General features: G+C 68.9%; 32 protein-coding genes. 15 read left to right on the top strand and 17 right to left on the bottom strand.

Going from position 1 to position 25,743, the window contains the following annotated elements; all coding sequences use genetic code 11:
• Window positions 1–36: 36 nt before the first annotated feature.
• A complete protein-coding gene (soxR, locus tag SK803_RS29915) occupies window positions 37–483 on the top strand; it encodes a redox-sensitive transcriptional activator SoxR (RefSeq protein WP_406601604.1) in 447 nt (148 codons plus the stop codon).
• Here soxR and SK803_RS29910 read toward each other — a convergent pair.
• Window positions 427–1,302: an alpha/beta fold hydrolase gene (locus tag SK803_RS29910; protein ID WP_319969475.1), complete on the bottom strand. Its 876-nt coding sequence runs from the start codon at window positions 1,300–1,302 to the stop codon at window positions 427–429. The two genes, soxR and SK803_RS29910, sit on opposite strands and share 57 nt — an antisense overlap.
• A 54-nt stretch (window positions 1,303–1,356) precedes the next feature.
• On the opposite strand from SK803_RS29910, the gene SK803_RS29905 reads away from it, so the two are divergent.
• Together SK803_RS29905 and SK803_RS29900 are read left to right on the top strand one after the other, a co-directional pair.
• Window positions 1,357–1,881: an RNA 2'-phosphotransferase gene (locus SK803_RS29905; RefSeq protein ID WP_319969474.1), complete on the top strand. Its 525-nt coding sequence runs from the start codon at window positions 1,357–1,359 to the stop codon at window positions 1,879–1,881.
• Complete coding sequence (locus tag SK803_RS29900) at window positions 1,878–2,483, top strand: class I SAM-dependent methyltransferase (RefSeq protein ID WP_319969473.1); 606 nt, start codon at window positions 1,878–1,880, stop codon at window positions 2,481–2,483. Before SK803_RS29905 ends, SK803_RS29900 begins: the two co-directional genes overlap by 4 nt.
• Here SK803_RS29900 and SK803_RS29895 read toward each other — a convergent pair.
• From SK803_RS29895 to hisD, 4 genes are read right to left on the bottom strand one after another with little or no spacing between them, the layout of a single operon-like run.
• On the bottom strand, window positions 2,480–2,635 hold the full coding sequence (locus SK803_RS29895; protein WP_319969472.1) for a hypothetical protein: 156 nt from the start codon (window positions 2,633–2,635) through the stop codon (window positions 2,480–2,482). The two genes, SK803_RS29900 and SK803_RS29895, sit on opposite strands and share 4 nt — an antisense overlap.
• Window positions 2,635–3,234 (bottom strand): imidazoleglycerol-phosphate dehydratase HisB, encoded by a 600-nt coding sequence (hisB, locus tag SK803_RS29890; RefSeq protein ID WP_030471230.1) that lies wholly within the window; start codon window positions 3,232–3,234, stop codon window positions 2,635–2,637. Before hisB ends, SK803_RS29895 begins: the two co-directional genes overlap by 1 nt.
• The gene (locus SK803_RS29885) at window positions 3,231–4,337 is read right to left on the bottom strand and encodes a histidinol-phosphate transaminase (RefSeq protein WP_319969471.1); all 1,107 of its coding nucleotides are present in this window, start codon (window positions 4,335–4,337) and stop codon (window positions 3,231–3,233) included. Before SK803_RS29885 ends, hisB begins: the two co-directional genes overlap by 4 nt.
• Complete coding sequence (hisD, locus tag SK803_RS29880) at window positions 4,334–5,650, bottom strand: histidinol dehydrogenase (protein ID WP_319969470.1); 1,317 nt, start codon at window positions 5,648–5,650, stop codon at window positions 4,334–4,336. Before hisD ends, SK803_RS29885 begins: the two co-directional genes overlap by 4 nt.
• Before the next feature lie 133 nt (window positions 5,651–5,783).
• On the opposite strand from hisD, the gene SK803_RS29875 reads away from it, so the two are divergent.
• Complete coding sequence (locus SK803_RS29875; protein WP_406601598.1) at window positions 5,784–7,079, top strand: M14 family metallopeptidase; 1,296 nt, start codon at window positions 5,784–5,786, stop codon at window positions 7,077–7,079.
• Here SK803_RS29875 and SK803_RS29870 read toward each other — a convergent pair.
• Window positions 7,063–8,187 carry an aminotransferase class V-fold PLP-dependent enzyme gene (locus SK803_RS29870; protein WP_319969469.1) on the bottom strand — a complete coding sequence of 375 codons (1,125 nt, stop codon included), beginning with the start codon at window positions 8,185–8,187 and terminating at the stop codon, window positions 7,063–7,065. The two genes, SK803_RS29875 and SK803_RS29870, sit on opposite strands and share 17 nt — an antisense overlap.
• 27 nt (window positions 8,188–8,214) lie before the next feature.
• Between SK803_RS29870 and SK803_RS29865 the strand changes: the two genes are divergently transcribed.
• Both SK803_RS29865 and SK803_RS29860 read left to right on the top strand, forming a co-directional pair.
• A complete protein-coding gene (locus SK803_RS29865; protein ID WP_319969468.1) occupies window positions 8,215–8,703 on the top strand; it encodes a hypothetical protein in 489 nt (162 codons plus the stop codon).
• 10 nt (window positions 8,704–8,713) lie between these two features.
• Window positions 8,714–9,205, top strand: a complete 492-nt coding sequence (locus SK803_RS29860) for a hypothetical protein (protein WP_319969467.1) — start codon at window positions 8,714–8,716, stop codon at window positions 9,203–9,205.
• 3 nt (window positions 9,206–9,208) lie between these two features.
• Here the strand turns inward: SK803_RS29860 and SK803_RS29855 are convergent, their stop codons facing one another.
• Window positions 9,209–10,726, bottom strand: a complete 1,518-nt coding sequence (locus tag SK803_RS29855; protein WP_319969466.1) for an ABC transporter substrate-binding protein — start codon at window positions 10,724–10,726, stop codon at window positions 9,209–9,211.
• A 24-nt stretch (window positions 10,727–10,750) separates the two neighbouring features.
• Between SK803_RS29855 and SK803_RS29850 the strand changes: the two genes are divergently transcribed.
• The 3 genes from SK803_RS29850 to SK803_RS29840 are packed head-to-tail and all read left to right on the top strand — an operon-like array spanning window position 10,751 to window position 12,403.
• Window positions 10,751–11,524: a carbon-nitrogen hydrolase family protein gene (locus tag SK803_RS29850; protein WP_319969465.1), complete on the top strand. Its 774-nt coding sequence runs from the start codon at window positions 10,751–10,753 to the stop codon at window positions 11,522–11,524.
• 5 nt (window positions 11,525–11,529) lie between these two features.
• Window positions 11,530–11,937: a cupin domain-containing protein gene (locus SK803_RS29845; protein WP_319969464.1), complete on the top strand. Its 408-nt coding sequence runs from the start codon at window positions 11,530–11,532 to the stop codon at window positions 11,935–11,937.
• 40 nt (window positions 11,938–11,977) lie between these two features.
• Window positions 11,978–12,403: an antibiotic biosynthesis monooxygenase gene (locus tag SK803_RS29840; protein WP_319969463.1), complete on the top strand. Its 426-nt coding sequence runs from the start codon at window positions 11,978–11,980 to the stop codon at window positions 12,401–12,403.
• 39 nt (window positions 12,404–12,442) lie between these two features.
• Here the strand turns inward: SK803_RS29840 and nadC are convergent, their stop codons facing one another.
• Genes nadC through nadA form a run of 3 tightly spaced genes read right to left on the bottom strand, consistent with a single transcriptional unit; the run spans window position 12,443 to window position 15,908 of the window.
• Window positions 12,443–13,279 carry a carboxylating nicotinate-nucleotide diphosphorylase gene (gene nadC, locus SK803_RS29835; protein WP_319969462.1) on the bottom strand — a complete coding sequence of 279 codons (837 nt, stop codon included), beginning with the start codon at window positions 13,277–13,279 and terminating at the stop codon, window positions 12,443–12,445.
• Window positions 13,276–14,889 (bottom strand): L-aspartate oxidase, encoded by a 1,614-nt coding sequence (locus tag SK803_RS29830; RefSeq protein ID WP_319969461.1) that lies wholly within the window; start codon window positions 14,887–14,889, stop codon window positions 13,276–13,278. Before SK803_RS29830 ends, nadC begins: the two co-directional genes overlap by 4 nt.
• On the bottom strand, window positions 14,889–15,908 hold the full coding sequence (nadA, locus tag SK803_RS29825) for a quinolinate synthase NadA (protein ID WP_319969460.1): 1,020 nt from the start codon (window positions 15,906–15,908) through the stop codon (window positions 14,889–14,891). Before nadA ends, SK803_RS29830 begins: the two co-directional genes overlap by 1 nt.
• 73 nt (window positions 15,909–15,981) lie before the next feature.
• On the opposite strand from nadA, the gene SK803_RS29820 reads away from it, so the two are divergent.
• Together SK803_RS29820 and SK803_RS29815 are read left to right on the top strand one after the other, a co-directional pair.
• Window positions 15,982–16,677 (top strand): NUDIX hydrolase, encoded by a 696-nt coding sequence (locus SK803_RS29820; RefSeq protein ID WP_406601603.1) that lies wholly within the window; start codon window positions 15,982–15,984, stop codon window positions 16,675–16,677.
• A gap of 10 nt (window positions 16,678–16,687) precedes the next feature.
• Entirely contained in the window at window positions 16,688–17,368 is a 681-nt protein-coding gene (locus SK803_RS29815; protein WP_319969459.1) for an LON peptidase substrate-binding domain-containing protein, read from the top strand.
• On the opposite strand, the gene SK803_RS29810 is transcribed toward SK803_RS29815, so the two are convergent.
• Window positions 17,365–17,580: an alpha/beta fold hydrolase gene (locus SK803_RS29810; RefSeq protein ID WP_319969458.1), complete on the bottom strand. Its 216-nt coding sequence runs from the start codon at window positions 17,578–17,580 to the stop codon at window positions 17,365–17,367. The two genes, SK803_RS29815 and SK803_RS29810, sit on opposite strands and share 4 nt — an antisense overlap.
• Before the next feature lie 262 nt (window positions 17,581–17,842).
• Here SK803_RS29810 and SK803_RS29805 point away from each other — a divergent pair, with 262 nt between their 5' ends.
• The 3 genes from SK803_RS29805 (at window position 17,843) to SK803_RS29795 (ending at window position 20,332) form a co-directional block, all read left to right on the top strand.
• Window positions 17,843–18,157 (top strand): hypothetical protein, encoded by a 315-nt coding sequence (locus SK803_RS29805; RefSeq protein WP_319969457.1) that lies wholly within the window; start codon window positions 17,843–17,845, stop codon window positions 18,155–18,157.
• A gap of 211 nt (window positions 18,158–18,368) precedes the next feature.
• Complete coding sequence (locus SK803_RS29800; protein ID WP_319969456.1) at window positions 18,369–19,613, top strand: MFS transporter; 1,245 nt, start codon at window positions 18,369–18,371, stop codon at window positions 19,611–19,613.
• A complete protein-coding gene (locus SK803_RS29795; RefSeq protein ID WP_319969455.1) occupies window positions 19,610–20,332 on the top strand; it encodes a putative hydro-lyase in 723 nt (240 codons plus the stop codon). Before SK803_RS29800 ends, SK803_RS29795 begins: the two co-directional genes overlap by 4 nt.
• A 24-nt stretch (window positions 20,333–20,356) precedes the next feature.
• On the opposite strand, the gene SK803_RS29790 is transcribed toward SK803_RS29795, so the two are convergent.
• The 4 genes from SK803_RS29790 to bioD form a co-directional block, all read right to left on the bottom strand.
• Window positions 20,357–20,947, bottom strand: a complete 591-nt coding sequence (locus tag SK803_RS29790; protein WP_319969454.1) for a DUF2567 domain-containing protein — start codon at window positions 20,945–20,947, stop codon at window positions 20,357–20,359.
• A 13-nt stretch (window positions 20,948–20,960) separates the two neighbouring features.
• On the bottom strand, window positions 20,961–21,155 hold the full coding sequence (gene bsaP, locus SK803_RS29785) for a biotin synthase auxiliary protein BsaP (RefSeq protein WP_406601602.1): 195 nt from the start codon (window positions 21,153–21,155) through the stop codon (window positions 20,961–20,963).
• A gap of 2 nt (window positions 21,156–21,157) precedes the next feature.
• Window positions 21,158–22,174: a biotin synthase BioB gene (gene bioB / locus SK803_RS29780; protein ID WP_319969452.1), complete on the bottom strand. Its 1,017-nt coding sequence runs from the start codon at window positions 22,172–22,174 to the stop codon at window positions 21,158–21,160.
• A gap of 70 nt (window positions 22,175–22,244) precedes the next feature.
• The gene (gene bioD / locus SK803_RS29775; protein WP_319969451.1) at window positions 22,245–22,964 is read right to left on the bottom strand and encodes a dethiobiotin synthase; all 720 of its coding nucleotides are present in this window, start codon (window positions 22,962–22,964) and stop codon (window positions 22,245–22,247) included.
• Window positions 22,965–23,000: 36 nt separating this feature from the next.
• Here bioD and SK803_RS29770 point away from each other — a divergent pair, with 36 nt between their 5' ends.
• A complete protein-coding gene (locus SK803_RS29770; protein WP_319969450.1) occupies window positions 23,001–23,243 on the top strand; it encodes a glutaredoxin family protein in 243 nt (80 codons plus the stop codon).
• Here SK803_RS29770 and SK803_RS29765 read toward each other — a convergent pair.
• Both SK803_RS29765 and SK803_RS29760 read right to left on the bottom strand, forming a co-directional pair.
• Window positions 23,216–24,418 (bottom strand): adenosylmethionine--8-amino-7-oxononanoate transaminase, encoded by a 1,203-nt coding sequence (locus SK803_RS29765; RefSeq protein WP_319969556.1) that lies wholly within the window; start codon window positions 24,416–24,418, stop codon window positions 23,216–23,218. The two genes, SK803_RS29770 and SK803_RS29765, sit on opposite strands and share 28 nt — an antisense overlap.
• 64 nt (window positions 24,419–24,482) lie before the next feature.
• Window positions 24,483–25,688 carry a cytochrome P450 family protein gene (locus tag SK803_RS29760; RefSeq protein ID WP_319969449.1) on the bottom strand — a complete coding sequence of 402 codons (1,206 nt, stop codon included), beginning with the start codon at window positions 25,686–25,688 and terminating at the stop codon, window positions 24,483–24,485.
• Window positions 25,689–25,743: the final 55 nt, after the last annotated feature.

Genomic DNA, 25,743 nt, shown 5'->3' with positions numbered 1-25,743 from the left:
AGCGGTTATCATGATCTGGTGAGCAAGTTGCCGGAAATGCTGACCATCGGCCAGGTCGCCGAACGCAGCGGCGTCCCCCACACCGCGCTGCGCTTCTACGAGGACCGCGGCCTGATCGCCTCCGTCCGCACCGCGGGAAACCAGCGGCGCTACCACCGCACGGTGCTGCGCCGGCTGGCCTTCATCCGCACCGCCCAACGCGTGGGCCTCACCCTGGAGGACGTCCGCGACGCCCTGGCCCAGCTGCCGGACAACCGCACACCCACGAAATCCGACTGGGAACGCCTCTCCCGCTCGTGGAAGACCGAACTCGACGCCCGCATCGACGCGCTGTACCGGCTGCGCGACCGTCTGACCGGGTGCATCGGGTGCGGGTGCCTGTCGCTGCGCAGCTGCGCGCTGCAGAACATCGACGACGAGCAGGCGTCACACGGGCCGGGCGCTCCCCGGCTCAAGCCCGTCCTCGAAGGCGGCACGATCTAGGAACTCCCGCACCGCGCCCAGGTACCCGTCGGGCTCGTCGACGTGCAGCATGTGGCCCGCGTTCTCGAACACGACGGCGCTTGCCCGCGGGATCAGTTCGAGTGTGGACTCGACCAGGCCGACCGGGAACGTCATGTCCTGCCGGCCGTGCAGCAGGAGCACAGGAACGTCGAGGTCGGCGATCCGTTGCGCGGCATCGGGAAGCCGCGGTGAGACCAGGCCGCCTGCCTGGAGCTGACGCACCCACTCCGCGCCGAACCTCACCTGTCCCAGCCGCTTCAGGTAGGCCGGCATCCGCGCGGCACGCCGGACGTTGGCCTCCACGGCCGCGAACGCGTCGGCCCGCACGCACTGCTCCGGCGTCAGGTCCTCGCGCTGCCACGGATCCTCCTGGCCCGCCAGGACCTCGTCCCGCTCCGCCCATCCCTCGAAGGCCTCCGGCGGCACCGGCAACACGCTGCTGCCCGACACGATCAGGCTGCGCACGCGCGACGGATGAGTGATCGCGAACCGCTGCGCGACCATGCCGCCGTAGGAGTGACCGAGGACGTCCGCACGTTCGACCTCGAACGCGTCCAGCACCCGCACCAGGTCTTCCACCACGCCGTCCGGGTGGTACTCCGGCACTCGCCCCGACCGGCCACATCCGCGCAGGTCCGGCAGCAGCAGCCGGCAGTCCAACCGGTCGAGCGGGTCGCGGAGATAGCTGTGGTCCCAGTCGGGGCCGCCGTGGATCGCGAGCAGCGTCCCGTCCCCAGCGCCTTCCTGCCAGGCCACGAAGATCTCGGTCTCGCCAGGAACCCGCCGCTCACGCCACATCCGGCCCATGAAACCGCAAAACCGGTGGACGCGCTGTGGTTTCCTGGGTGCGAAATGGAAGAACAACGAATGATCCGCCTCTCGAAGCGGATGTCCAAGGCGCTCCGGCACCAGCCCGAGCGCGTCGGCCTCACCCTCGACCCTTCGGGCTGGGTGCCGGTGGCCGACCTCCTGAACGCGCTCGGCATCTCCGCGGCCGACATGCGCGAAGTCGTGGAACAGAACGACAAGAAGCGCTTCACGATCGACGGCGACCGCATCCGCGCGAACCAGGGCCACAGCGTCGAGGTGGATCTGGGCCTGCCGACCGCGATCCCGCCGGACCAGCTGTTCCACGGCACCGTCGCGCAGTACCTCGACGACATCATGCGCGACGGCCTGCGCCCCATGTCACGCCACGACGTGCATCTCTCGCCCGACCGCGAGACCGCACGCCGCGTCGGGGCCCGGCGCGGACGGCCGTTGATCCTCACCGTGGACGCCAGGGCGATGCACGCGGACGGGCACGAGTTCCGGCTCAGCGCCAACGGCGTGTGGCTCGCACAGCACGTCCCGGCCCGATATCTGGCCACGACGTGAAGCGCACGGTCGAGGCGGGTTACGACGCCATGGCGGAGCGCTACCTGGCCTGGTCCGCTCAGATCGCCGACGACCCGCGCGCCCACTACCTGACGGAGTTCGACCGAAGGCTCGACGACGGGGCCAAGGTCCTCGAACTCGGCTGCGGCGCCGGCGTCCCGAGCACGCGGAAGCTCGCCGAACGCCACGACGTGCTCGGCATCGACCTGTCACAGCAGCAGATCGACCTGGCCCGCGTCAACGTGCCCGGCGCGCGGTTCGAGAAGGCCGACATGACCGCGCTGGACCTCCCGGACGCCGAGTTCGACGGCATCGCGGCGTTCTACTCGATCCTGCACGTCCCCCGCGACGAACAGCCCGCGCTCGTCGCCCAGATCGCACGGTGGCTCAAGCCCGGCGGCCTGTTCCTGGCCTCGCTCGGCACCGGCACGCCGGACGTCACCGAGAACTGGCTCGGCGTGGAGATGTTCTTCGGCAGCAACACACCCGCCGAGAACCGCGAACTCCTCGCGCGGCACCTGGAGATCGTCGTCGACGACCTGGTGACCATGCACGAGCCGGACCCAGCGACGTTCCACTGGGTCCTCGCCCGCAGAAACTAGATGAGCCAGAGCACCGCGCCGCCGACCGCCACGACGGTCAGCACCAGCAGGACGACCGCCAGGAACTTGGCGGTCTTCCAGGTGGCGTAGACGCCGCCGCCCAGAAAGCCCGCGAGCGCCAGCAGGCCGATGACGACGACTTCCTTCGGCATCAGAGGACGCCCTTGGTCGACGGGATGCCGCCGACGCGCGGGTCGGGCTCCACGGCCGCGCGCAGGGCGCGGGCGATCGCCTTGTACTCGGCCTCCGCGATGTGGTGCGGGTCGCGGCCGTACTCGACGCGCACGTGCAGTGCGATCTGGGCGTGGAAGGCCAGCGACTCGAACACGTGGCGGTTCAGCACGAACGGGTAGTTGCCGCCGATCACGAACGAGTTGAACTGCTCCGGCTCGCCGCGGTGCACGGTGTACGGGCGGCCCGAGACGTCGACGGAGGCGTGCGCGAGGGTCTCGTCCATCGGGATCCAGCAGTCGCCGAAACGGCGGATGCCCTTCTTGTCCCCCAACGCTTCCCGCAGCGCCTGGCCCAGCACGATCGCGATGTCCTCGACCGAGTGGTGGGCGTCGATGTGCGTGTCACCGGTAGCGCGGACGATCAGGTCGAAGCAGCCGTGCACGCCGAACGCGGTGAGCATGTGGTCGTAGAACGGCACGCCGGTGCTGATCTCGACCTGGCCGGTGCCGTCCAGGTCGATCTCCACGTAGACCGACGACTCCTTGGTGGTGCGCTCCACCTTGCCCACACGACTCACCGGCTGACCTCCTTGCTGGCCGCGAGGAATGCGTCGTTCTCCTCGGGCGTTCCGATGGTCACCCGCAGGTGACCCGCGATTCCGACGTCCCGGATGAGCACGCCGTGGTCCAAATAGGACTTCCATGTCTCGCGTGCGTTCTCGAACCAGCCGAACAGCACGAAGTTCGCGTCCGAGGGCACGACCTGAAAACCCATGGCCGTCAGCTCGGCAACCACTCGATCACGTTCCGCGGCGAGCAGCGCCACGGAACCCAGCGTCTCCTCGGCGTGCCGCAACGAGGCCCGCGCGGCCGCCTGCGTCAGCGCCGACAGGTGGTACGGCAGGCGCACCAGCTGCAGTGCGTCGACCACGGCCGGGGCGGCGGCGAGATAGCCCAGCCGCCCGCCCGCGAAAGCGAACGCCTTCGACATCGTGCGCGAGACGATCAGCCGCGACCCGTACTCGTCGAGCAGCTTGATCGCGCTCTCCTGCGGGGAGAACTCCGCGTACGCCTCGTCGACCACGATCATGCCCGTCGAGGACGCGATCAGCAGCCGCAGGTCGTCCAGCGGGATCGACTGCCCGGTCGGGTTGTTCGGCGACGTCACGAACACCACGTCCGGGCGTGTCTCCGAAATGATCTCCGCGGCCTTCTCCACGTCCAGCGAGAAGTCCGGCCGCCGAGGAGTCGGCGACCACTCGGTCCGCGTGCCGGCGGCGATGATCGGGTGCATCGAGTACGACGGTTCGAAGCCCAGCGCCACCCGCCCAGGACCACCGAACGCCTGCAGGATCTGCTGGAGGATCTCGTTGGACCCGTTGGCGGCCCAGACGTTCTCCGACGTCAGCGGCACCGAAGTCACCAATGCCAGGTAAGCCGCCAGGTCCTCGCGCAACGCCACCGCGTCACGGTCCGGATACCGGTGCAGCTCGCCCGCGATCTCCGCGACGGCGGCCACGACGTCCGCGGCCAGCGCATCCGTCGGCGCGTACGGGTTCTCGTTGGTGTTCAGGCGATATGGGACGTCGAGCTGCGGCGCGCCATAGGGTGTGCGGCCGCGCAGGTCCTCACGCAGGGGCAGGTCGGAAAGTTCCACCCGTGCGCCGACGACAGGCTTCATCGGGGGAACCTCGCTGTGACGGCCTGCCCGTGCGCGGGCAGGTCCTCCGCGTTGGCCAGCGCGACGACCTTGTCCGCGACCTCGCGCAGGGCTTCCTCGGAGTAGTCGATCACGTGGATACCGCGCAGGAACGTCTGCACGGACAGCCCCGACGAGTGCCGCGCGCAGCCACCGGTGGGCAGCACGTGGTTCGAGCCGGCGCAGTAGTCGCCCAGGGAGACCGGCGAGTGCGCACCGACGAAGATCGCACCGGCGGACCGGATCCGTGCGGCCACCGCACGCGCGTCGGCGGTCTGGATCTCCAGGTGCTCGGCCGCGTAGGCGTCGACGACCCGGACCCCTTCGTCCACAGAGGACACCAGCACGATGCCCGACTGCTTGCCTGCCAGCGCCGTGCGGATCCGCTCGATGTGCTTGGTCGCGGAGATCTGGCGCTCCAGCTCGGCGTCCACCGCGTCCGCCAGCTCCACGGAGGTCGTCACCAGCACCGAGGCGGCGAGCGGGTCGTGCTCCGCCTGGGAGATCAGGTCGGCGGCCACGTGCACCGGGTCGGCCGTCGAGTCGGCCAGGATCGCGATCTCGGTCGGCCCCGCCTCGGAGTCGATGCCGATCAGCCCGCGCAGCAACCGCTTGGCCGCAGTCACGTAGATGTTGCCCGGACCGGTGATGATGTCGACCGGCGCCAGTGCGGCACCGTCCGTGTCCACCCCGCCGTGCGCCATCAGGGCCAGGGCCTGGGCGCCACCGGCGGCCCACACCTCCTCGACCCCGAGCAGTGCGGCGGCGGCGAGGATCGTCGGGTGCGGCAGGCCGCCGAACTCGGCCTGCGGCGGCGAGCACACCACCAGCGACTCGACGCCGGCGATCTGCGCGGGCACGACGTTCATCACGACCGTCGACGGGTACACGGCGAGGCCGCCAGGCGCGTAGAGACCGACGCGACCGACCGGCACCCACTTCTCGGTCACGGTGCCGCCGGGCACGACCTGCGTCGTCGTATCAGTGCGGCGTTGGTCGGCGTGCACGCGCCGGGTGCGCGCGATCACCTCTTCCAACGCCTCGCGCACGGCCGGGTCCAACGAGGACAAAGCAGACGAGATCTCCGAAGCGGGCACACGGACAGAAGCAGGACGAACGCCGTCGAACTTCTCCGTGTACTCCAGAACGGCATCGACACCGCGCTCGGCGACCGCGTCCACGATCGGGCGCACATGATGCAGCACAGCGTCCACGTCCATCTCGGCGCGCGGCACGATGGCGCGCAACTGAGCGGGAGTCGTGGTGCGACCTCGCAGGTCGATGCGGCTGAGCATGTCTTACAGGGTAGTTCCTGCGGAAATCTGTCAACGGTCAGCCCGCTAACGGCGCTATCTCAGCCCGTGACACCACGGCCACGCTCGGTCGAGCACCACTCCGTCGCAAACCCCTGCTGATGATGGAGGAACGATGTTCAGCAAGAGCCGCGGCAAGATCGCCGCAGTGCTCGCCATCTGTCTGCCCGTGCTGGTCGCGGGCATGGCGGCACCCAGCAACGCCGACTCCGGCCGCTATCTGCTGGAAGTCACCGCGAACACGTCCGCCGAACGCACCCAGATCGCGCAGCTCGGCGTCGACGTGCTCGGCGCGACCAAGCTCACCACGATCTCGGTCGTCGCCGACAAGTCCCAGTACCAGGCCCTGCAGGCGACCGGTCTGCCGATCAAGTACGTCGGCGACTTCGAGCAGCAGCTCAAGAGCCTCGGCAAGGTCGAGTTCAAGGACCCGCAGCCTGGCCAGATCGGCACGCAGGACTTCCCGTCCGGGTACACCGGCTACCACAACTTCGCGGAGATGACCGCGGAGCTGCAGCAGACGGTCCGCGACCACCCGACCCTGGCGAGCCTGCGCAGCATCGGCAAGAGCTTCCAGAACCGGGACATCTGGGCGCTCAAGGTCAGCGACAACGTCGCGACCGACGAGAGCGAACCCGAGGTGATCTTCACCTGCAACCAGCACGCCCGTGAGCACCTGACGGTCGAGCAGTGCCTGCAGATCATCAAGCGCTACACCGACAACTACGCCACCCCGGCGATCAAGAACCTGGTGGACAGCCGCGAGGTCTGGTTCATCCCGATGGTCAACCCGGACGGCGTGGAGTACGACATCGCCACCGGTTCGTTCCGCGGCTGGCGCAAGAACCGCCAGGGCAACGGCACCGACCTGAACCGCAACTGGGGCTACAAGTGGGGCTGCTGCGGCGGTTCCAGCGGCAGCACCACGTCGGACACCTACCGCGGCACGGCGGCGTTCTCCGCTCCGGAGACCAACGTCATCAAGAACTTCGTGAACTCCCGTGTCGTCGGTGGCGTCCAGCAGATCAAGACGAACATCGACTTCCACTCGTTCTCGGAGCTCGTGCTGTGGCCGTTCGGCTACACCACCGCGAACACCGCACCGGGCCTGGACGCGACCGAGGAACGCGCGTTCCGCACGCTCGGCCAGCAGATGGCCGCCACCAACGGCTACACGCCGGAGCAGGCGAGCGACCTGTACATCACCGACGGCAGCATCGACGACTGGATGTGGGGCCAGCACAAGATCTGGTCGTACACCTTCGAGATGTACCCGAGCAGCGGCGGCCTCAACGGCTTCTACCCGCGCGACACGGTCATCGCGGCGCAGACGTCGCGCAACGACCGCGCCGTCGACCTGTTCGTCAGCTACTCGGACTGCGTCAAGCGAGTCATCAACGTGAGCTGCTGACGATCCGCTCCAACGCCTGATCGATCTCCTCAGGAGTGACGAAGTAGTGCGGGGATGCCCGCACTACTTCGTCCAGGCCCCGCCTCGTCATGTCGATCAGCGTCGACCCGGCCTGCGACACCGTGACCGCGACCTTCTCGGCCCACAGCCGGTCCTTGAGCTCCATCGCAGGCACCCGGCCGGACGTGAACGTGACGATGCCCGACTGACGTTCGCCGAGGTCCCGCACCGTGATGCCGGGAGTGGCCCTCAGCCCCTCCCGCAAACGCTTGGCACGGTCCGCGACCTCGGCCTCGATCACGTCCAGGCCCTTGTCCAGCGCGTAGCGAGCCGCCGCGATCAGGCCGAGCCGGTCGGCGACGCCGCACTCCCACAGCTCGAACACCCGAGCGTCGTCGCGCAGCCGGTACTCCATCGGCCCGGTCCACACGCCGCTGTGCAGGTCCACCAGCCGTGGGCGCAGCCGGTCCCTCACTTCGTCACGCACCACCAGCGCACCGGTACCGCGCGGTCCGCGCAGCCACTTACGACCTGTACACGCCAACATGTCGTAGTCGATGCCACGCAGATCGAGCTGTCCGGTCGACTGGCAGGCGTCGAGCAACACCAGCGCACCGACCTCACGAGCCGCCGCCGTGATGTCGTTCACCGGGTTGATCAGGCCGCCGTTCGTCGGCACGTGCACGAGCGAGATCAGCTTGACTCTGTTGTCAAGGTTCAGAGCGTCGACGTCGACCTGTCCGTGGACGTCGGAAGGGATGACCTCGACGCTCGCCCCGGTCTCCGCCGCACGACGCAGAACCGGGATCGCATTGCCACCGTATTCGACCTCTGTGACAAGAATTCGGTCCCCGGCCGAGAGCGGCACCGCGTCGAAGGCGGCCAACCATGATCGAGTCGCACTGTCCGTGAAAGCGACCTCGGTCGGGCGACACCCGAACAGGTCAGCGAGGACGCCGTAGCCCGCCTCCAGGTCATCGCGGCGTTCAGCGGCGGCGCGATAGCCACCGATCTCGGTCTCCCGCCTGAGATGGCCGATCACCTCGTCCACGACACCAGGAGCCGGGATCGACGAACCGGCGCTGTCCAAGAAGATCAGATCGCTCACCAGCCCAACTGTGCCACCATCGAGTACATGGGGGATCGCTCGTTCGGGTACAGCGCTCAAGTCCGTCCGTTCTTGTGGGTTTTCCTCGTCCTCACACCTGCGGAGATCGTGCTGGTCGAATTGCTCGTGCCGTGGTTTTGGCTGCGCGCGGTGTTGTTGGCGTTCGGCGCACTTAGTGCCGCACTGCTCGCATGGCAACTGTGGATGCTCTACAAGTTCAAACACGAGATCGACGACGAGTACCTGTGGCTGAGGTACGCCCGTGAGTTCGAGTACCGGATTCCGTTGGCGGCCATCGAAACCGCGACGCACGGCATGACCAGCCGGTCGACGAACAGGACGCGGTCCGTTGTGGACGACACGCTCGTGCTGGAGATATCCAACTCCACCAACGTTCTCGTCAACCTCAACGAGCCGCAGGAGATCGACCTGGGCAGGCGCGGCGCGCACGAGGTGACGAAGATCGAGTTCTGGACCGACAGCCCCGACGAGATGGTGCGCGCACTGCGGAAATAGGCTCGTCCGCATGGTGGAGATCCCCTACGGCAAGCGCATGCGGCCGCGGTACTGGCGATTCCTGATCATCACGGTGATCGGTGTCGCGCTGGTGGCGTTCGCCCTGGACATCCCGTGGCTGCTCATCACGCTGATAGTGCTCGGTGTGCTGAACACGGTCGTGTGCGTCGGCGCGATCTACATCCTGCACAAGCAGCCGCACACGGTGTCCGACGACGAGCTGCGGTTGCGGCAGCTGGGGTTCTTCGACTGGCGCATCCCGACCACCGACCTCGGTGCCGCCCAGGTCGCCGAGCGCGGTCACAAGGGGCAGCGCAGCGTCGAGGTGATCGGCGACGCGCTCGTGATCCAGTCGCTGACCAAGACGAACGTGTCCGTGCCGTTCCGCGAGCCGCAGCTGGTCGATCTGGGCAAGACCGGGGTGCAGCGGGTGGCGCGGGTCGACTTCTGGGCGGACGACCCCGCGCAGGCCGTCCGCGACATCAACGCCAGGACGGCCTGACGACTACTTGGGCTCCCACTTGTCGAGGTTCCACCACGGCCCCCAGGCGAGCGCGCCGTAGGAGTTCGGGTCGACCACGGCCTGATAGCCGTTCCACGAGTCGCGCAGCACGTACGCGTGTTCGGGGAAGACCAGCGGGACCATCGACGGCGCCGCGATGAACGCCTGCTGGAAGAGCTTGTACGCCACGGCCCGTTGCGCCGGGTCGATGAGCTTGCGGCCGTTCTCCAGCGCCGCGTCGGCCGCCGGGCTGCCCTGGCCGCGCAGGTCGTAGAGCATCAGGTCGGGATCGAACGGCGAGCCCTCGCCGTAGAGCAGCGCGTCCTGGGCCATCCGCGGGCGGATCGCCTCCCACGAGAGGCCGGCGAGCTGCACGTCGACGCCCACGGCCTTGGCGTCGGCCGCGAACGCCGTGGCCAGGTCGGCCCGCAGGTCGTCACCGAGCGGGTACATCAGCGTGAACCGGGCAGGCACGCCCTCGCGGACCCTGATGCCGTCCGCACCGGGCACCCAGCCACCGGCGTCGAGCCGGCGGGCAGCCTCGTTCTTGTCGAAGCGGTACTTCGCGGTCGGGTCGAACTCCTCGGCCAGCGCGTCCGGCACCGGCGTGTACGCGATGGTGCCCTTGCCCTCCAGCAGGGTGTCGATCATGCCCTGGCGGTTCGCGGCGAAGTTCAGCCCGAGGCGGATGGCGGCGTTGCCGGTGACCGGGTTCGCCGCGGGCAGCCGCACGGCCCGGTAGTCGGCGCTGCGGTGGTACTGCACGAGCAGGCCGGACCTGCCGGCGAACTGGGTCGCGATCTTGGGCGGCAGCACCGTGCCGTCGAACTCGCCGGCCTGCATGCGGCTGGCGCGCTGGTTGTCGTCGGTGACGAAGACGACGGTCAGCTTCTTGACCTTGGGCGCGCCGTCGAAGTAGCTGTCGTTGGCGTCCAGCAGCAGCCGGTCGCCCTTCTTCCACTCGGTGACCTTGTACGGGCCGGTGCCGACGGGCTGGCCGTTCGCGTTCGCCTGCTCGCTGGGCAGAACGCCGAGGACGAGCAGGTGCGGGAACGCGGCCTGCGTCTGCGTGAGGGTGAAACGGACCGTGGACGGGTCTACCTGCTCGACGCCCTTGAGCGTGCTGAACCTGTCCTTGATCGAGTTCTGCAACGCCGCCGTGTAGGTGGCGACCACGTCCTCCGCGCCGAACGTGCTGCCGTCGGTGAACTTCACGTCGCCGCGCAGCTTCACCGTCCAGCTCAGTCCGTCCGCGGCCGGTTCCGGCAGGTCGGCGGCGAGCTGCGGCTTGAGCGACCCGTCCTGGCGGTGCTCGACGAGCCCGTCGTAGATCTTCGACACGCCCTGCGCGCCGTAGCCGAGCAGCGGGTTCAGCGTCGTCGGCTCGTCGCGGTCGGCCAGCACGATCGACGTGCCGTTCGTGCCACCGTCCGGGCGGGGTGTGGCGGTCTCGGTGCAGCCCGCGACGGCCAGCAACACGACCAGTGCCGCGACCGGCAGCAGGAGCAGTGGGGAACGCACGAGTCGGACCCTACAGTGATCCCCATGCGCATCGCCGTGAGTCAGATCAGCTCCACGACCGACCCCCGGTCCAACCTGGAGCTCGTCCGCGACGCGGTGCGCAGGGCCGACGGCGCGCGGGTCGTCCTGCTGCCTGAAGCGACGATGTGCCGCTTCGGCGTGCCGCTCGGACCGGTCGCGGAACCTCTGGACGGGCCGTGGGCCTCTGCCGTGCACGAGATCGCCGCCTCCCACGACGTCGTGGTCGTCGCCGGCATGTTCACGCCTTCCGGTGACCGCGTGACGAACACCCTGCTGGTCACCGGGCCGGACGTCCACGTCGGCTACGACAAGATCCACCTGTTCGACGCGTTCGGGTTCCAGGAGTCGCGCACCGTCGCGCCCGGATCGGACGTGGTGACCTTCGAGGTCGACGGCGTCACGCTGGGCGTGGCCACCTGCTACGACATCCGCTTCCCCGAGCTGTTCCGCGCGTTGGCGGACAAGGGCGCGTCAGCGGTGCTCGTCGGGGCGTCGTGGGGTGCCGGGCCTGGCAAGAAGGAGCAGTGGGAGCTGCTGGTGCGGGCGCGGGCGTTGGACTGCACGTCGTTCGTCGTGGCGTGCGGCCAGGCGTATCCCGGTGACCTGGGCTCCACCGCGCCGACCGGGATCGGGTACTCGACCGTCGCGGATCCGCTCGGGAACGTGGTTCTGCAGCTTTCCGACCAGCCGGAGGTCTCTGTCGTCGACCTCGATCTCACGGCGGTGGAACAAGCCCGCCAGGTCCTGCCCGTGCTGGCGAACCGACGGCTACGTTGACGTCCATGCGCATCGTTTCGGCTGTGGTGGCCGCTTTGCTGTTGTTCTCCGGCGTGGCATCAGCGACGCCCTCGCGCGGGGTGACCGGCACGATCCTCGCCCAGTGGTCGGCGGGCGGGCGCGACTACACGCTGCGGGAGATCGTGATCGACCCCGGCGGCTCGACCGGGTGGCACAACCACGACGGCACGCTCTACGCGTTCGTGAAGAAGGGCGTGCTGACGCGGACTCTCGGCGACTGCACCACGACTTTCGTGCACCACCGCGGGGACGCGCTGGTCGAGGAGCCGAACCACGTGCACATCGGGCGCAACCTCGGCACTTCGCCGATGGTGCTGGAGGTGTTGTACGTGAACCCTCCCGGCGCGCCGTTGTCCCGCGACGAACCGAATCCGGGCTGTTCCTTCGAATGAGCTTGACCTCCAGCTAGGTCGAGCTCACAGGATCAGGGGCATGACTCTTCCTGAGCTGCCCTCGTTCGTCCGCGACCGCAAGGAACTCGACGGCTTCAAGCTGTACCGCTCCGGCGGCCCGAACAGTGACAAGAAGGTCGGCTGCGTCGTGCTGGTCACGGTCGACACCGACGACGAAGCCACCGCACGAGGGTGGGTCGACTCGGTGTTCGTCGCGCTGGCGAGCGAGCCGAACCCACACCCCGGCGGGGTCTCCGCCGCCTTCCACATCCGGGAGGACGGCAAACAGGTCGTCAACTACGCGGAGTGGGTCAGCGCCGAGGACCACGAGGACGCGGTGACCCGCACGCCGTTGCGCGGTGTCGGCTCCGACACGACGGACTGGGAGCGGGTGCGGAGCTTCCCCGGCGTCCGCCACGGAGGCTTCACCCGCTACCAGCCGCCGGCGCAGGCCGAGGCCGAGTGACGGGCTGGGGCCCGCTCTGGGGGTGCGGGCCCCAAGCCGCTACTTCAGGTCCAGGCCGAGATCGAGTGACGGCGACGAGTGCGTGAGGCCGCCGACCGCCAGGTAGTCCACACCCGTCTCCGCGTAAGCGCGGGCCACGTCCAGGGTGAGTCCGCCGGACGCCTCCAGCTTCACGTTCGCGGGCTTCCTGGCCACGGCCTGAGCGCACTGCTCGGGCGTGAAGTTGTCCAGCAGCACCAGTTCCGCACCCTCGTCGATCGCCTCGTCGAACTGCTCCAGGCTGTCGACCTCGACCTCCATCAGCAGGTCCGGTGCGTGCGCACGGGCCGCCCGGATCGCGGCACCGACGGAACCCGCCGCGGCGACGTGGTTGTCCTTGATCAGGATCGCGTCGCCGAGGCCCATCCGGTGGTTCACGCCGCCACCGCACCTGACCGCGTACTTCTGCAGCAAACGCAGGCCCGGCAACGTCTTGCGCGAGTCGCGGACGAACGCACCGGTGCCCTCGATCGCGTCGACCCAGCGTGCCGTCCGGGTGGCGATGCCGGACAGGTGGCAGATCAGGTTCAACGCCGTGCGCTCGACCGTGAGCAGGCCGCGGGTCGGGCCGACCAGCACCAGCGCCGGCTCACCGGGCACCGCCTTGTCGCCGTCCTGGGCCTCCGAGAGCACCTCGATCTCGGGCAGATAGCGCTGGAAGGCAGTGCGCGCAACGGAAACACCGCACAGCACGCCGGACGCACGAGGGGTGATCTCGGCGGTCGCGGTCGACTTCTCCGGCACGGTCGCCAAAGTCGTGGCGTCCAGGCCGTAGCGGAGGTCCTCCTCGAGCGCGAGCTGGATCACCCGGTTCGCGTCGTCCCAATCGATGGTCACGCCACACCTTCCGCGAGAACGGGATCGGCCAGCACGGGCTGACCGGTCGGGGTGAGCCGGACGAGCTGACTGCGTTGCCACGCCTGGGAACGCTCGGTGAAGTCAGTGCGGACGTGGCAGCCGCGCGACTCGGTGCGTTCCTGAGCAGCGGCGATCAGGGCGCGGGCGGCCATGGTCAGCGCCGCGTCCTCGACCAGTTCGCGCGACTCCAGCTGCTTGTCCACGGTGGACACGTCCAGCACAGAGCCGACGACGGCGAGACCCTCGGCGTCACGGCCGATCGCGGCGTAGCGGGACATCACGCGCTGGAGCAGGTCGCGGTCGGCGACAGGTGCCGTGGGCAGCACCGGATCGACCGCGCGAGCCGGGGTGACCAGGCCGAGCGCCAGATCGGACGCCACGGCCTCGGCGGCACGGGTGCCGCAGACCAGGCCTTCGAGCAAGCTGTTGGAGGCCAGGCGGTTCGCGCCGTGCAGGCCCGTGCGAGCGACCTCACCGACGGCGTACAGGCCGGTGACGCCCGTGCGGCCGTCGACAGAGGAAACCACGCCACCACAGGCGAAGTGTGCCGCCGGGGCCACGGGAATCGGGTCCACGGCCGGGTCGACGCCGACCGAGACGCACGCCGCGTAGACGGTCGGGAACCGGGTGGCCATGTCGTGCAACGCGGTCGCGTCCAGGAAGACGTGGTCGTCCACACCGCCGGGCTCCAGCGCCATGTGCCGGGTGATCGCGGCGGCCACGACGTCGCGCGGGGCGAGGTCCTCGAGCGGGTGCACGCCCTTCATCACGCGGGCGCCGGTCACGTCGACCAGCACGGCACCCTCGCCGCGCACGGCTTCCGTGACGAGCGGGCAGCGGCCTCGCGCACCCCGGCCCGTGTACAGCACGGTCGGGTGGAACTGGATGAACTCGACGTCCGCGGCCAGCGCACCGGCGCGCAACGCCAGCGCCAGCCCGTCCCCCGTCGCGACGGACGGGTTCGACGTCGCCTGGTACATCTGACCGATGCCGCCGGTCGCGAGCAGCACGGCCGGAGCGGTCAGCACGCCGGGCACGCCGTTGCTGTCGAGCACCAGCAACCCGGCGACGGCACCGAGCGGTGTCTTCACCGCGTCGACCGCGACGTGGTTCTCCAGCAGGGGAACCCGTCCGTCCACAGTGGCCTTGAGCAGCGCGCGCTCGACCTCGGCGCCGGTCGCGTCACCGCCGGCGTGCACGACGCGGAACGCGCTGTGGCCGCCTTCGCGGGTCCGTTCCAGCAGGCCGTCCGGCCGGGCGTCGAACGTCGCGCCGCGCTCGCGCAGCTTCGCCACGGCCTGGGGGCCGTCGGTGATGATCGCCGTGACCGCCACGTCGTCACAGAGGCCCGCGCCCGCCGTCAGCGTGTCCTCGATGTGCCGGTGGACCGAGTCGCCGGGGTCGTGCTGGTCCTCCATGACAACGGCGACGCCGCCCTGAGCCCAGCGCGTGTTGCCGTCATCGCCCGCCGCCTTCGTGACGACCAGGACACGAAGTCCCAGCTCACGGGCCCGGAGCGCGGCGGTCAGGCCCGCCACGCCCGTACCGACCACGATCAGGTCGGCCCGCGCCTCCCAGCGCGCGGCCATCACTCACCGCCGCCGGGCTGACCGATCTCGATCATGCGCTGCACGGCGCCCTGGGCGCGCTTGGCGGTCTCCAGGTCCACGTGCACCTCGTCCAGGCCGTCGCGCACGCACCGCAGCAGCGCGGCCGGCGTGATCATCTTCATGTAGGTGCAGGACGCGCGGTCGTTCACGGCGCGGAAGTCGATCTCCGGAGCGGCCTTGCGCAGCTGGTGCAGCATGCCGACCTCGGTCGCGACGAGCACCTTGGTCGCCTTCGTCGAGCGGGCGGCGGTGATCATGTCGCCGGTCGAGAGGATCTTGACCTTCTCCGCCGGGACGATGCCCTCGCCGCTCAGGTACAGCGCGCTCGTCGCGCAGCCGCACTCCGGGTGGATGAACAGGTCGGCGTCCGGGTTCGCGGCGGCGCGTTCGGCCAGCTCAGGGCCGTTGATGCCGGCGTGGACGTGGCACTCGCCCGCCCAGATGTGCAGGTTCTCGCGGCCGGTCTCGCGCTTGACGTGCGCGCCCAGGAACTGGTCCGGGCAGAACAGCACCTCGCGGTCGGCCGGGATCGAGCGCACCACGTCGACGGCGTTCGACGACGTGCAGCAGATGTCCGTCTCGGCCTTCACCTCGGCCGTGGTGTTCACGTAGGACACGACGACCGCGCCGGGGTGCTCGGCCTTCCACTCGCGCAGCTGCGCGCCGGTGATCGAGTCGGCGAGCGAGCAGCCAGCGCGCTCGTCCGGGATGAGCACGGTCTTCCGCGGCGCGAGGATCTTCGCGGTCTCGGCCATGAAGTGCACGCCGCAGAAGATGATGGTCTCCGCGTCGGACTGCGCGGCGATCCTGCTCAGGGCGAGGGAGTCGCCGGTGTGGTGGGCGATGTCCTGGATCTCGGGGAGCTGGTAGTTGTGCGCCAGGATGACGGCGTTCCGCTCCTTCGCGAGGCGCAGCACCTCGTCCCGCCACTCGGCGTTCGGCTCGACTCCGCCGAACACACCTGACGCGGTTCGCTCCACAGTTGCGGTAGCGACCATCGCTGCCTCCTCGGTTCCAGGTTTTCGCCTGTTGGTCGAAAACGTGGCCGATAGTATCAGCCGAGTGGCGAGCGTGGGACACGAAGTTCTGGCAGCTGTGCTGCGGGTGAGAGGTGCGTCACTCCAGGTCATGCTGTGGGAACGCGCCAGGGAACCACATGCTCACCGCTGGTCGCTGCCGGGTGGCGGCCTGCGGGTGGACGAGGACGTGGAGACCTCCATCCGCCGTCAGCTCGCGGAAAAAGTCGATGTGCGACAACTGTCACACGTCGAGCAGCTGGCCGTCTTCAGCGCGCCCGACCGCGTGCCGGGCCCCCGCGTCGTGGCGACGGCGTTCCTCGGACTGGTCCCCTCGGACGTCGACCCGGAACGGCCGGCGGACACCGAGTGGCACTGCGTGGACACGCTCCCTCCGATGGCTTTCGACCACTCCTCGATCGTGCAGCGAGCGCGGCACCGGCTCGGCTCGAAGCTGTCGTACACGAACCTCGGCTTCGCCCTGGCGCCGCCGGAGTTCACCATCTCCCTGCTGCGCGACCACTACTCCGCGGCACTGGGCTACCGGGTGGCCGCGACGAACCTCCAGCGCGTGCTGTCCCGGCGGTTGTTGCTGGAACCGACGGGTGGCACCGCACCCACCGGCCCGTCCGGCGGCCGCCCCGCCGCGTTGTTCCGCTTCAGCGCCAAGGGAATCAAGGTGACCGATCCGTTCGCCGTGCTGAGGCCGCCAGGATCCGGCCGTCCGGCGGGCGGGAGTGGCAGCCCGTAACGTTGGGCGCGTGGCAGAGACGCTTCCGCTTTTCCCTTTGGGCACCGTGCTGCTGCCCGGGGCGTCTTTGCCGTTGCACATCTTCGAGCCCCGCTACCGCCAGCTCGTCGTCGACCTGATGACCGGCTCGCTGTTCGGCCGCACGTTCGGCGTCGTGTGCATCAAGGAGGGCTGGGAGGTGGGCGTCGACAACGTCGGCTCCCTGAAGGACATCGGCTGCTCCGCCGACCTCCTCGACGCCCGCCCGCTGCCGGAGGGCCGCTTCGACATCGTGACGCGCGGAGTGCGCCGCTTCCGCCTGCTAGACGTCGACACCACGACGGCGCCCTACCTGTTGGGGCACATCGAGTACATCGAGGACGCCCCGGTGCCGGAGGCCGCCCTCGAAGTCGTGCCGATCCTGGAACGCGGCGCACGCGCGGCCCACGAGCGTTACTGCGGCGCGGCCTGGCACCGCGAGGACTGGTCCTCCCCCGCCGACGACGTCTCGCTGGGCGCGCTGTCGTACCTGCTGGCGGCCGACTGCCTGCTGCCGGTCGAGGATCGGCAACGCCTGTTGGAGGAACGCTCGCCGGCGCGGCGGTTGCGCCTGGTCCGGCGGATGCTGCACCGGGAGACCGGGATTCTGAGCGCCCTGAAGGCCGTGCCGGTGCCGTTGACAGAGTTCGGGCACGTGCCGAACCCGAACTAGCCCGCCGGGAAGAACGCCTTGAGGGCGGGCACGACCAGGTGGGGACTCGCGCTCGGGCTGAAGTGGTGCGACTCCTCGACGAGGATTTTTTCGGCGCGCGGCAGGAGGTCTGCCAGCCGGTACAGGCCGTCGGTGAGATAGCGCGGAGACCTGGTGCCGCCGATCAGCAGCTTGTTCGCCGCGCAGAGCCGAGAAGCGCTGGAGATTCGCACTGCCCTCTTCGGCGATCTGGAAGTCGTGGCGGACGGTCGACAAGCGCTCGACCAACTCGTCCTGGTCATCCTCCGCTTTGCGCAGCACCGTCAGGAAGAGCCTTCGCGGCAACAGTCGCAGCCAGCTCGGCCCTACCTCGAGTCCCTTGAGGAGCGTGGTCATCGCCTCGTGGTGCTGCCCGGCCGCCAGCTCCTCGTTGAACCGTGCGATGACCTTGCCCTTGCGCTTCGACAGGTCGATGGGCGGCTCGTAGGCGGCCACGTGGGTGATGGCGGGTACCCGCAGGGCTGCCTGCAGCGCGATCACCGCACCAGAGCTGATGCCGAACAGCCGTTGGGCGCCGGTGGCTCCTGCCACGGCACTGATGTCCTCGACCTCGGCGCTGAGACCGTCCCCGGCTCGGAGCGGGCCGCCCTCGCCGCGGCCCCGGCGGTCGACGACGTGGACGGTGAAGTCGGCCGCCAGCGCGTCGGAGAGGCCCTGGACGTCGGCGGCGGACTCCATCGGGCCGGGGACGACGAGAAGACCCGGGCCGCTGCCGGTGGTGCGGTAGTCGATGGCGGTGCCATCGGCTGAGGTGATCAATCGTGGTTCCTCCTCTGCTCCTCACCACCCGAACGCCCGTACAGCGCGGGTTGTTGAGTCGCACGATCCAGCGCCACCCAGCCCAAGCCTGCACGCCGATCGTCGGATCGTTGAATTGTGGCCTTGTGGGATTGTTGAACAATCCTTACCCTGAGGGCCACATCACAGTCGACCACTCCTCCACCACGCTGCGAGGTGTCCCATGAGCACGACCACGACCGAGGACACAGGTCGTTTCGCCTGGTTCCGCAGTCTCGGCCAGAAGGGCAGGCGCGCGTTCATCGGCGCGTTCGGCGGCTACGGGCTGGACTCGTACGACTACTGGGTACTGCCCCTGAGCCTGGTCGCGATCAGCGGCTACTTCGGCCTCACCAAGGCCGAAGCCGGTCTGCTGGGCACGAGCACGCTGCTGATGAGCGCCATCGGCGGCGCGGTGGCGGGCATCATGGCCGACCGGTTCGGGCGGTCGAAAACGCTGATCATCACGGTCGCGGCATACGCGTTCTTCACCGTGCTGTGCGGCTTCGCGACCAACTACGAGACCCTGCTGGTCTTCCGCGCCCTGCAGGGTCTGGGCTTCGGCGGTGAGTGGGCGGCCGGGGCGATCCTCGTGGCCGAGTACTGCAAGCCGAAGTACCGCGGCCGCACGGTCGCGTTCATCCAGAGCGCGTGGGCCGTGGGCTGGGGCCTGGCGGTCATCATCAACACCCTCGTCGCCTCGCTCGCCGACCCGGCGTGGTCGTGGCGCATCATGTTCTGGACCGGCGCGCTCCCGGCGATCCTCATCTTCTACGTGCGCCGCAACGTCGACGACGCACCGGAAACCAAGGCACAGCCCAAGGAACGCGGCACGTTCCCCAAGATCTTCAAGGGCCCGATCCTCAAGACCACGCTGTTCGCGGCGCTCCTGGCCACCGGCGTCCAGGGTGGCTACTACACGCTCGCGACGTGGCTGCCGGCGTTCCTGCAGACCGGACGCGGCCTCACCATCATCGGCACCGGCGGGTACCTCGCGTTCCTCATCACCGGCGCGTGGATCGGGTACGTGTGCGGCGGCTATCTCACGGACTACCTGGGGCGCAAGAAGACCTTCACGGTGTTCGCGATCGCCAGCGCGCTGCTGATCGTCGCGTACACGCAGATTCCCAACGGCGCCAACACGTTGGTCATGTTCCTCGGCTTCCCGCTCGGGTTCTGCATGTCCGCGATCTTCAGCGGGTTCGGCAGCTACCTCAGCGAGCTCTACCCGACGCAGCTGCGGGGTACCGGGCAGGGCTTCACGTACAACTTCGGGCGCGCGTTCGGCGCGGTGTTCCCGGGACTGGTCGGGTTCATGGCCGACCGGCTCGGCATCGGCGGTGCCATGCTGTTCGGGGCGGCGGCGTACGGGATCGCGGTCATCGCGTTGATCTGGCTGCCGGAGACGGTCAACAAGGAGCTCGAATGACGACGGCGGGCAAGGCACCGGGACAGGCACAGGCCAACCTCATCGCCATCCCCAAGGACTGGGCGTACGACTTCCTGCTCTTCACGCACCGCAACCCCAAGCCGTGCCCGGTGCTCGACGTGCTGGACGCCGGTGAGACGGTCAGCGCGCTCAAGCAGGACGCGGACGTGCGCACCCACGCGCCGCGGTACCGGATCTGGGAGAACGGCGAACTCGTCGCGGAACCGGAGAACGCCACCGAGTACTGGCGCGACGACCTGGTGACGTTCCTGATCGGCTGCAGCTTCACGTTCGAGACGGCACTCGAAAGCGCCGGGGTACCGCTGCGGCACGTCGACCAGAAGAAGAACGTCTCCATGTTCGTCACGGACATCCAGTGCCGACCGGCAGGCAGGCTGCACGGGCCGATGGTCGTGTCGATGCGGTGGATTCCGGAGTCCCTTGTGGACATCGCGCACAAGGTCACCGCGCTGATGCCCTCGGTGCACGGGGCTCCGGTCGGCGCGGGAGATCCGCGAATGCTCGGCATCGAGAACATCCACGAACCCGACTTCGGCGACGCCATCACGCCGGAACCCGGTGACGTGCCGGTGTTCTGGGCGTGCGGGGTGACTCCGCAGGCGGTGCTGATGAAGTCCAAGCCACCGTTCGCGATCACGCACGCGCCGGGGCAGATGTTCGTGACCGACATGCCGGACTTCGCCTACCGAGTGGGGTAGGTCGCTCGAGGGCGGTGCCTCGCCTCAGCCGAGGCGCCGCCCCAGGTCGTCCAAACCGTTCCACGCCGTGCAGCAGCCGTAGGCCAGGGCGGCCGCGAGCGGCCACGCCAGAATTCCCCACCACGTCTCCAGCGAAGGCGCGACGAGCAGGGTGTCGTTCGGCTTGATCGACGACGGCATCGGGTACGCGCCCGCAGCCAGCGATCCGCCCAGCCACTGCGCGAACCACGCCGCCGCGAACGAACCCGCCGTCATGCCGAGCATCACGACGGGCCCACGCCGTTGCCGCAGCAGCCACACCGAGATGCCGGTGATGGTGCCCGCGCCCAGACCGATCAGCACGAACACCATCAGCGCGTCGAGCCGGTGGTAGCTCTCCACCCCGATCGGGTAGAACTTGTTGTCCTGCGGCGAGACGATCTTGAGCTGCGCCGGGGCGAGCCACGACCACACGTACGCGGCGGGCAGCCCGGCCGCGAACGTCGTCAGCAGGACCACCAGGCCCGGCAGCAGATCCCGCTTGACCACGACCTTCGGCCGGGGCCGGATGTAGTGGTAGACGTACGGCGGCTCCGGTACGGGTTCGATGCGCACCGGCGCTGCTTTCTCGTCCATTCGCGAGAGGTTACTACCGAGCCGACGCGGTCTCTCCGTGGCGGCTGCAGCGCGCCGTCCAGCCGTCCGGGGTCACCTGGACGACCATCCGGCGGGCGCACTCCGCGCAGTACCGCGGCGGGTCGATCATCGACAGCCGCTGACGGCAGAACGCGTGGTCGCCGCCGGATTCCTCTTTGCCGCAGAAAGAGCAGTACACGGTCGTAATCATCACAGGGTCTGGCTCAGCGCCTTGATGGGCATCGACAGTTCCTCGAGCATGTCGAGGTCCTGCTGCGCCGGGCGGCCGAGGTTCGTCAGGTAGTTGCCGACGATGATCGCGTTGATGCCGCCGAGCATGCCCTGCTTCGCGCCCAGGTCGCCGAACGTCAGCTCACGACCGCCGGCGAACCGCAGGATCGTGCGCGGCAGGGCCAGCCGGAACGCGCCGACCGTGCGCAGCGCCTCGGCGCCCTCGACGACCGGGTAGTTCTCGTACGGCGTGCCGGGGTTCGGGATGAGGAAGTTGAGCGGCACCTCGTCCGGCTCCAGCTCGGCCAGCTGCACGGCGAACTCCGCGCGCTGCGCCAGCGTCTCCCCCATGCCGATGATGCCGCCGCAGCAGACCTCCATGCCGGCCGCGCGGATCATCCTCAGCGTGTCCCAGCGCTCCTCCCAGGAGTGCGTGGTGACGACGTTCGGGAAGTGCGAGCGAGCCGTCTCGAGGTTGTGGTTGTAGCGGTGCACGCCCATCGCCACGAGCTCGTCGACCTGCTCCTGCGTGAGCATGCCGAGCGAGCAGGCGATCTGGATGTCGTTGCCGTCCTCACGGATGGCCTTGACGCCGTCGCGCACCTGCGAGAGCAGCCGCTTGTCCGGGCCGCGCACGGCCGCGACGATGCAGAACTCGGTCGCGCCGGTGTCGCGGGTCTGCCGCGCCGCGCGGACCAGGCCCGGGATGTCCAGCCACGCCGAACGCACGGGCGAGGGGAACTGGCCCGACTGCGAGCAGAAGTGGCAGTCCTCCGGGCAGCCGCCGGTCTTGAGCGAGACGATGCCCTCGACCTCGACCTCTGGCCCGCACCAGCGCTCACGCACCTCGTGTGCCAGGGCCAGGAGCTCGGGGATCCGGTCCTCAGGCAGTTCGAGCACCTTGAGCACCTGGGCTTCGGACAGTCCGACTCCTCGTTCGAGCACCTGCTCACGAGCCTCGTCGAGCACGTCGATCTGTTCCGGAGCTGCGGTCACGGTCTCTCCTCCTCCTGTGGCCTGGCGAGCACTATGCCTCACTGAATCCTTCATCGTGGAGCGACGTAGGTCACTGGACCGCGAACTGAGCCGCGAACGTCTCCGGGTCGAACTCGCCGCCGAACCACGGTGAAAACGATCTCTTGGCAACGGCCAGGAAATCCACAGAACCGAGCTTTGTCACACCCTGCGGCAGCGCGCCGAGCAACGGACCAGCCGCCGCCTCCGGCAGATCGGCCAGGTTCGTCAGGGAGGCGAGGTCGGGGTGCAACGGCCAGCTGCCGACCACCACGCCGAGCGACTCGATGCCCCTCCGTTGCAGCGCCTCGGCCGTCAGAGCGGTCGTGTTCAACGTGCCCAGCCCGGCCTGCGCCACGATCAGCACGGGCGCGTTCACCGCCCAGGCGATGTCGGCCAAGGTGGAGCCGCCCTCGTCGAACCTGACCAGCAGCCCGCCCGCGCCCTCGACCAGCACCAGATCGTGGGCCGCGTCGAGCTCCGTCACGGCGGCAGCGACGTCCGCGGGGTGCACGGTGGCCATCCCCGCCCGTCTCGCCGCGGTGTCCGGGGCCAGCGGGTCGGGGTATCTGGCCAGCTCACGGGTGGTCACGTCGCCCGCCAGCCGCGCCACCTCCGCCACGTCGCCGGGCTCGCCGGGCAGCAGGCCGGTCTGGGCGGGTTTGAGCACCGCGACCCGTCTGCCTTCTGCCCTGGCCAACGCCGCGATGCCCGCGGTCACGGCGGTCTTGCCGACCTCGGTCCCGGTTCCGGTGATCACCAGCACGCTCACAGGCACCTACCCTAGGACGTCACCTAACGTGAGGGCATGACTGAGCAACCGATCGTGATGTACGGCGCCGAATGGTGTGGTGACTGCCGCCGGGCCAAGTCGTGGCTGACCCGCAACAACGTGCCGTTCACCTACGTCGACGTCGAGCACGACGACGAGGCGCGGGACAGGGCGATCGAGATCTCCGGCCGCAAGCAGATCCCCGTCGTGGTGCTGCCGAGCGGCGAGTTCCTGGTCGAGCCGACCGACACTCAGCTCGCCGCCGCGATCACGCCCTGACAGATCGTCGCGACGTCGTCGTCCGTGCTGATGAACGGCGGCATCGTGTAGATCAGGTCGCGGAACGGTCGCAGCCACACACCCGCGTCCACAGCCGCCTTGGTGGCCCGTGCCATGTCCACGGGCTCATGCAGCTGCACGACGCCGATAGCGCCCAGCACGCGCACGTCCCGAACACCGGGCAGCGCGCGTGCGGGCGCAAGGCCTTCCCTCAAGCCGTTCTCGATCCGGGCGACCTCACGCTTCCAGTCCTGGGACAGCAGCAGATCGATCGACGCCAGCGACACCGCCGACGCGAGCGGGTTGCCCATGAACGTCGGCCCGTGCGCGAGCACCGGCACCTCGCCCTTGCTGATCCCGTCCGCCACCCGTGACGTGCACAAGGTGGCGGCCATCGTCAGGTAACCACCGGTCAGCGACTTGCCGAGGCACATGACGTCCGGGCTGACGTTCGCGTGGTCAGCGGCGAACAGCTCGCCGGTGCGCCCGAAACCCGTCGCGATCTCGTCGAATACAAGTAGTACGTCGTGTGTATACGCCAACTCACGCAGCACGTGCAGGTAGCGCGGATCGTGAAATCGCATACCGCCGGCACCCTGCACGACCGGCTCGACGATGATCGCGGCGAGCTCGTCGGCATGCCGTTCGACGAGGTCAGCGAGATGCTGAACGTATGCAGTATCCAACTCGGCCGGTGGACTGTCTGCAAAAACCTGAACCGGCAGAATTCCACTCCACAGCGAATGCATACCGCCGTCCGGATCGCACACGGACATCGGGTTGAACGTGTCCCCGTGATAGCCGCCGCGCCACGTCATCAGCCGGCGCTTCTCCGGCCGGTTCTGCGAACGCCAATACTGCATACACATTTTGATCGCGACCTCGACCGACACCGAGCCGGAGTCGCACAGGAACACGTGCTGCAACTCCGAGGGCGTGATCTCGACGAGCTTGGTCGCCAGGCGGATGGCGGGCTCGTGCGTGAGCCCGCCGAACATCACGTGACTCATCCGGCCGACCTGCTCGGTGACGGCCGCGTCCAGCACCGGGTGCCTGTAGCCGTGGATCGCCGCCCACCAGGACGACATGCCGTCCACGAGCTCCCGGCCGTCCGCCAGCGTCAGCCGGACACCCGAGGCCTCCGAGACGAGCAACGGCTCCTGGGTGCCCGGCATCGGGCCGTACGGGTGCCAGACGTGTGCCTGGTCGAGCTTCAGCAGGTCGTCCACCCGCCGAAGATTAGGCGAGCCGGACGGGCAAGGTGTGCAGACCGCGGATCAACGTGCTGTCCCGCCACACCAACGTCTCCGGCTCCGCGGCGAGCGTCAGGTTCGGGAACCGCGCGAGCAGCTGCGTCAGCGCCACGTCGAACTCCAAGCGGGCCAGCGGCGCGCCGAGGCAGAAGTGGATGCCGTGCCCGAACGCGACGTGCCCCTGCGCGGACCGGGTGACGTCGAGCTGGTCGGCGTTCTCGTACCGCTGCGGGTCCCGGTTCGCCGCGACCAGCGACACCATCAGGATCTCGCCGGCGGGCACGGTCACACCGCCCAGGTCGATGTCCTCCTTGGTGTAGCGGAAGGTCGCCACGTTGACGGGCCCCTCCAGCCGCAGGAACTCCTCGGTGCTCGCGGGGATCAGCTCGGGCCGGTCCCTGAGGATCTGCAGCTGGTCCGGGTTGTTCAGCAGCGCCAGCACCGCGTTGCCGATGAGGTTCACCGTCGTCTCGTGGCCCGCCACGAGCAGCAGGAACGCCATCGAGACCAGTTCTTCGGTGTTCAGGCGGTCACCGGAGTCGTCGGCGTGCACGAGAGCGGAGAAGAACGTGTCGTTCGGCTCGGCCTCGGCGATCGCCGTGACGTGCTGGTACAGGAACCCCGCCATCGAGGTCGCGGCGGCCTGGACCTGTTCGGGCGTGCCGAAGGACAGCAGCTGGTTCGACCACTCGCGGAAGTCGTCGCGGTTGTCGATCGGGATGCCGAGCAGCTCGCAGATCACCGTGATCGGCAGCGGGAAGGCGAACGCCTCCAGCAGGTCGACCTCGTCGCCGTCGTTCAGCTTGGCGATCAGCTCCGCCGCGATCTCCTGCACGCGCGGGCGCATCAGCTCGATTCGGCGGGCGGTGAACGCCTTGGTGACCAGCTTGCGCAGCCGGGTGTGGTCCGGCGGGTCCATGTTGAGCATGTGGACGGCGAGCGTGGGCTCGATCTCGCGACGTTCGAACTCCGCGGGGGCGTGCACCGCCATCAGGTGGCCACCCTCGAGGATGTTCTTGCTGACTCCGGGATGGGTGAGGGCGATCTTCGCCTCGTCGTACCGAGTCACGAGCCAGACCTTGAGTCCACGCGGCATGTGGACTTCCTGCACGGGCCCCTCGGCACGCAGCATGTCGTGCACGTCGTGCGGGTTCTGGACGTAGTCGTCGGGCAACTGGGTGAGTGTCGTCACCTCACCCAGTTAACCCCGTTAACTCATCGCTCGCCACTATTTCTCGAGCGATCCT

The organism is Lentzea miocenica (assembly GCF_033949945.1).
Taxonomy (GTDB): Bacteria; Actinomycetota; Actinomycetes; order Mycobacteriales; family Pseudonocardiaceae; genus Lentzea; species Lentzea miocenica.
Note: the sequence above shows the minus strand (reverse complement) of the source record. Positions and strands in the feature narration are given on the sequence as shown.

Bases quoted from the DNA above. Each gene is read 5' to 3' on its own strand.
- soxR (WP_406601604.1), top strand. From the start codon at position 37: ATGCTGACCATCGGCCAGGTCGCCGAACGCAGCGGCGTCCCCCACACC.
- SK803_RS29910 (WP_319969475.1), bottom strand. From the start codon at position 1,302: ATGTGGCGTGAGCGGCGGGTTCCTGGCGAGACCGAGATCTTCGTGGCC.
- SK803_RS29905 (WP_319969474.1), top strand. From the start codon at position 1,357: ATGGAAGAACAACGAATGATCCGCCTCTCGAAGCGGATGTCCAAGGCG.
- SK803_RS29895 (WP_319969472.1), bottom strand. From the start codon at position 2,635: ATGCCGAAGGAAGTCGTCGTCATCGGCCTGCTGGCGCTCGCGGGCTTT.
- SK803_RS29885 (WP_319969471.1), bottom strand. From the start codon at position 4,337: ATGAAGCCTGTCGTCGGCGCACGGGTGGAACTTTCCGACCTGCCCCTG.
- hisD (WP_319969470.1), bottom strand. From the start codon at position 5,650: ATGCTCAGCCGCATCGACCTGCGAGGTCGCACCACGACTCCCGCTCAG.
- SK803_RS29875 (WP_406601598.1), top strand. From the start codon at position 5,784: ATGTTCAGCAAGAGCCGCGGCAAGATCGCCGCAGTGCTCGCCATCTGT.
- SK803_RS29865 (WP_319969468.1), top strand. From the start codon at position 8,215: ATGGGGGATCGCTCGTTCGGGTACAGCGCTCAAGTCCGTCCGTTCTTG.
- SK803_RS29860 (WP_319969467.1), top strand. From the start codon at position 8,714: ATGGTGGAGATCCCCTACGGCAAGCGCATGCGGCCGCGGTACTGGCGA.
- SK803_RS29850 (WP_319969465.1), top strand. From the start codon at position 10,751: ATGCGCATCGCCGTGAGTCAGATCAGCTCCACGACCGACCCCCGGTCC.
- SK803_RS29845 (WP_319969464.1), top strand. From the start codon at position 11,530: ATGCGCATCGTTTCGGCTGTGGTGGCCGCTTTGCTGTTGTTCTCCGGC.
- SK803_RS29840 (WP_319969463.1), top strand. From the start codon at position 11,978: ATGACTCTTCCTGAGCTGCCCTCGTTCGTCCGCGACCGCAAGGAACTC.
- SK803_RS29830 (WP_319969461.1), bottom strand. From the start codon at position 14,889: ATGGCCGCGCGCTGGGAGGCGCGGGCCGACCTGATCGTGGTCGGTACG.
- nadA (WP_319969460.1), bottom strand. From the start codon at position 15,908: ATGGTCGCTACCGCAACTGTGGAGCGAACCGCGTCAGGTGTGTTCGGC.
- SK803_RS29800 (WP_319969456.1), top strand. From the start codon at position 18,369: ATGAGCACGACCACGACCGAGGACACAGGTCGTTTCGCCTGGTTCCGC.
- SK803_RS29795 (WP_319969455.1), top strand. From the start codon at position 19,610: ATGACGACGGCGGGCAAGGCACCGGGACAGGCACAGGCCAACCTCATC.
- SK803_RS29790 (WP_319969454.1), bottom strand. From the start codon at position 20,947: ATGGACGAGAAAGCAGCGCCGGTGCGCATCGAACCCGTACCGGAGCCG.
- SK803_RS29770 (WP_319969450.1), top strand. From the start codon at position 23,001: ATGACTGAGCAACCGATCGTGATGTACGGCGCCGAATGGTGTGGTGAC.
- SK803_RS29765 (WP_319969556.1), bottom strand. From the start codon at position 24,418: ATGCCGGGCACCCAGGAGCCGTTGCTCGTCTCGGAGGCCTCGGGTGTC.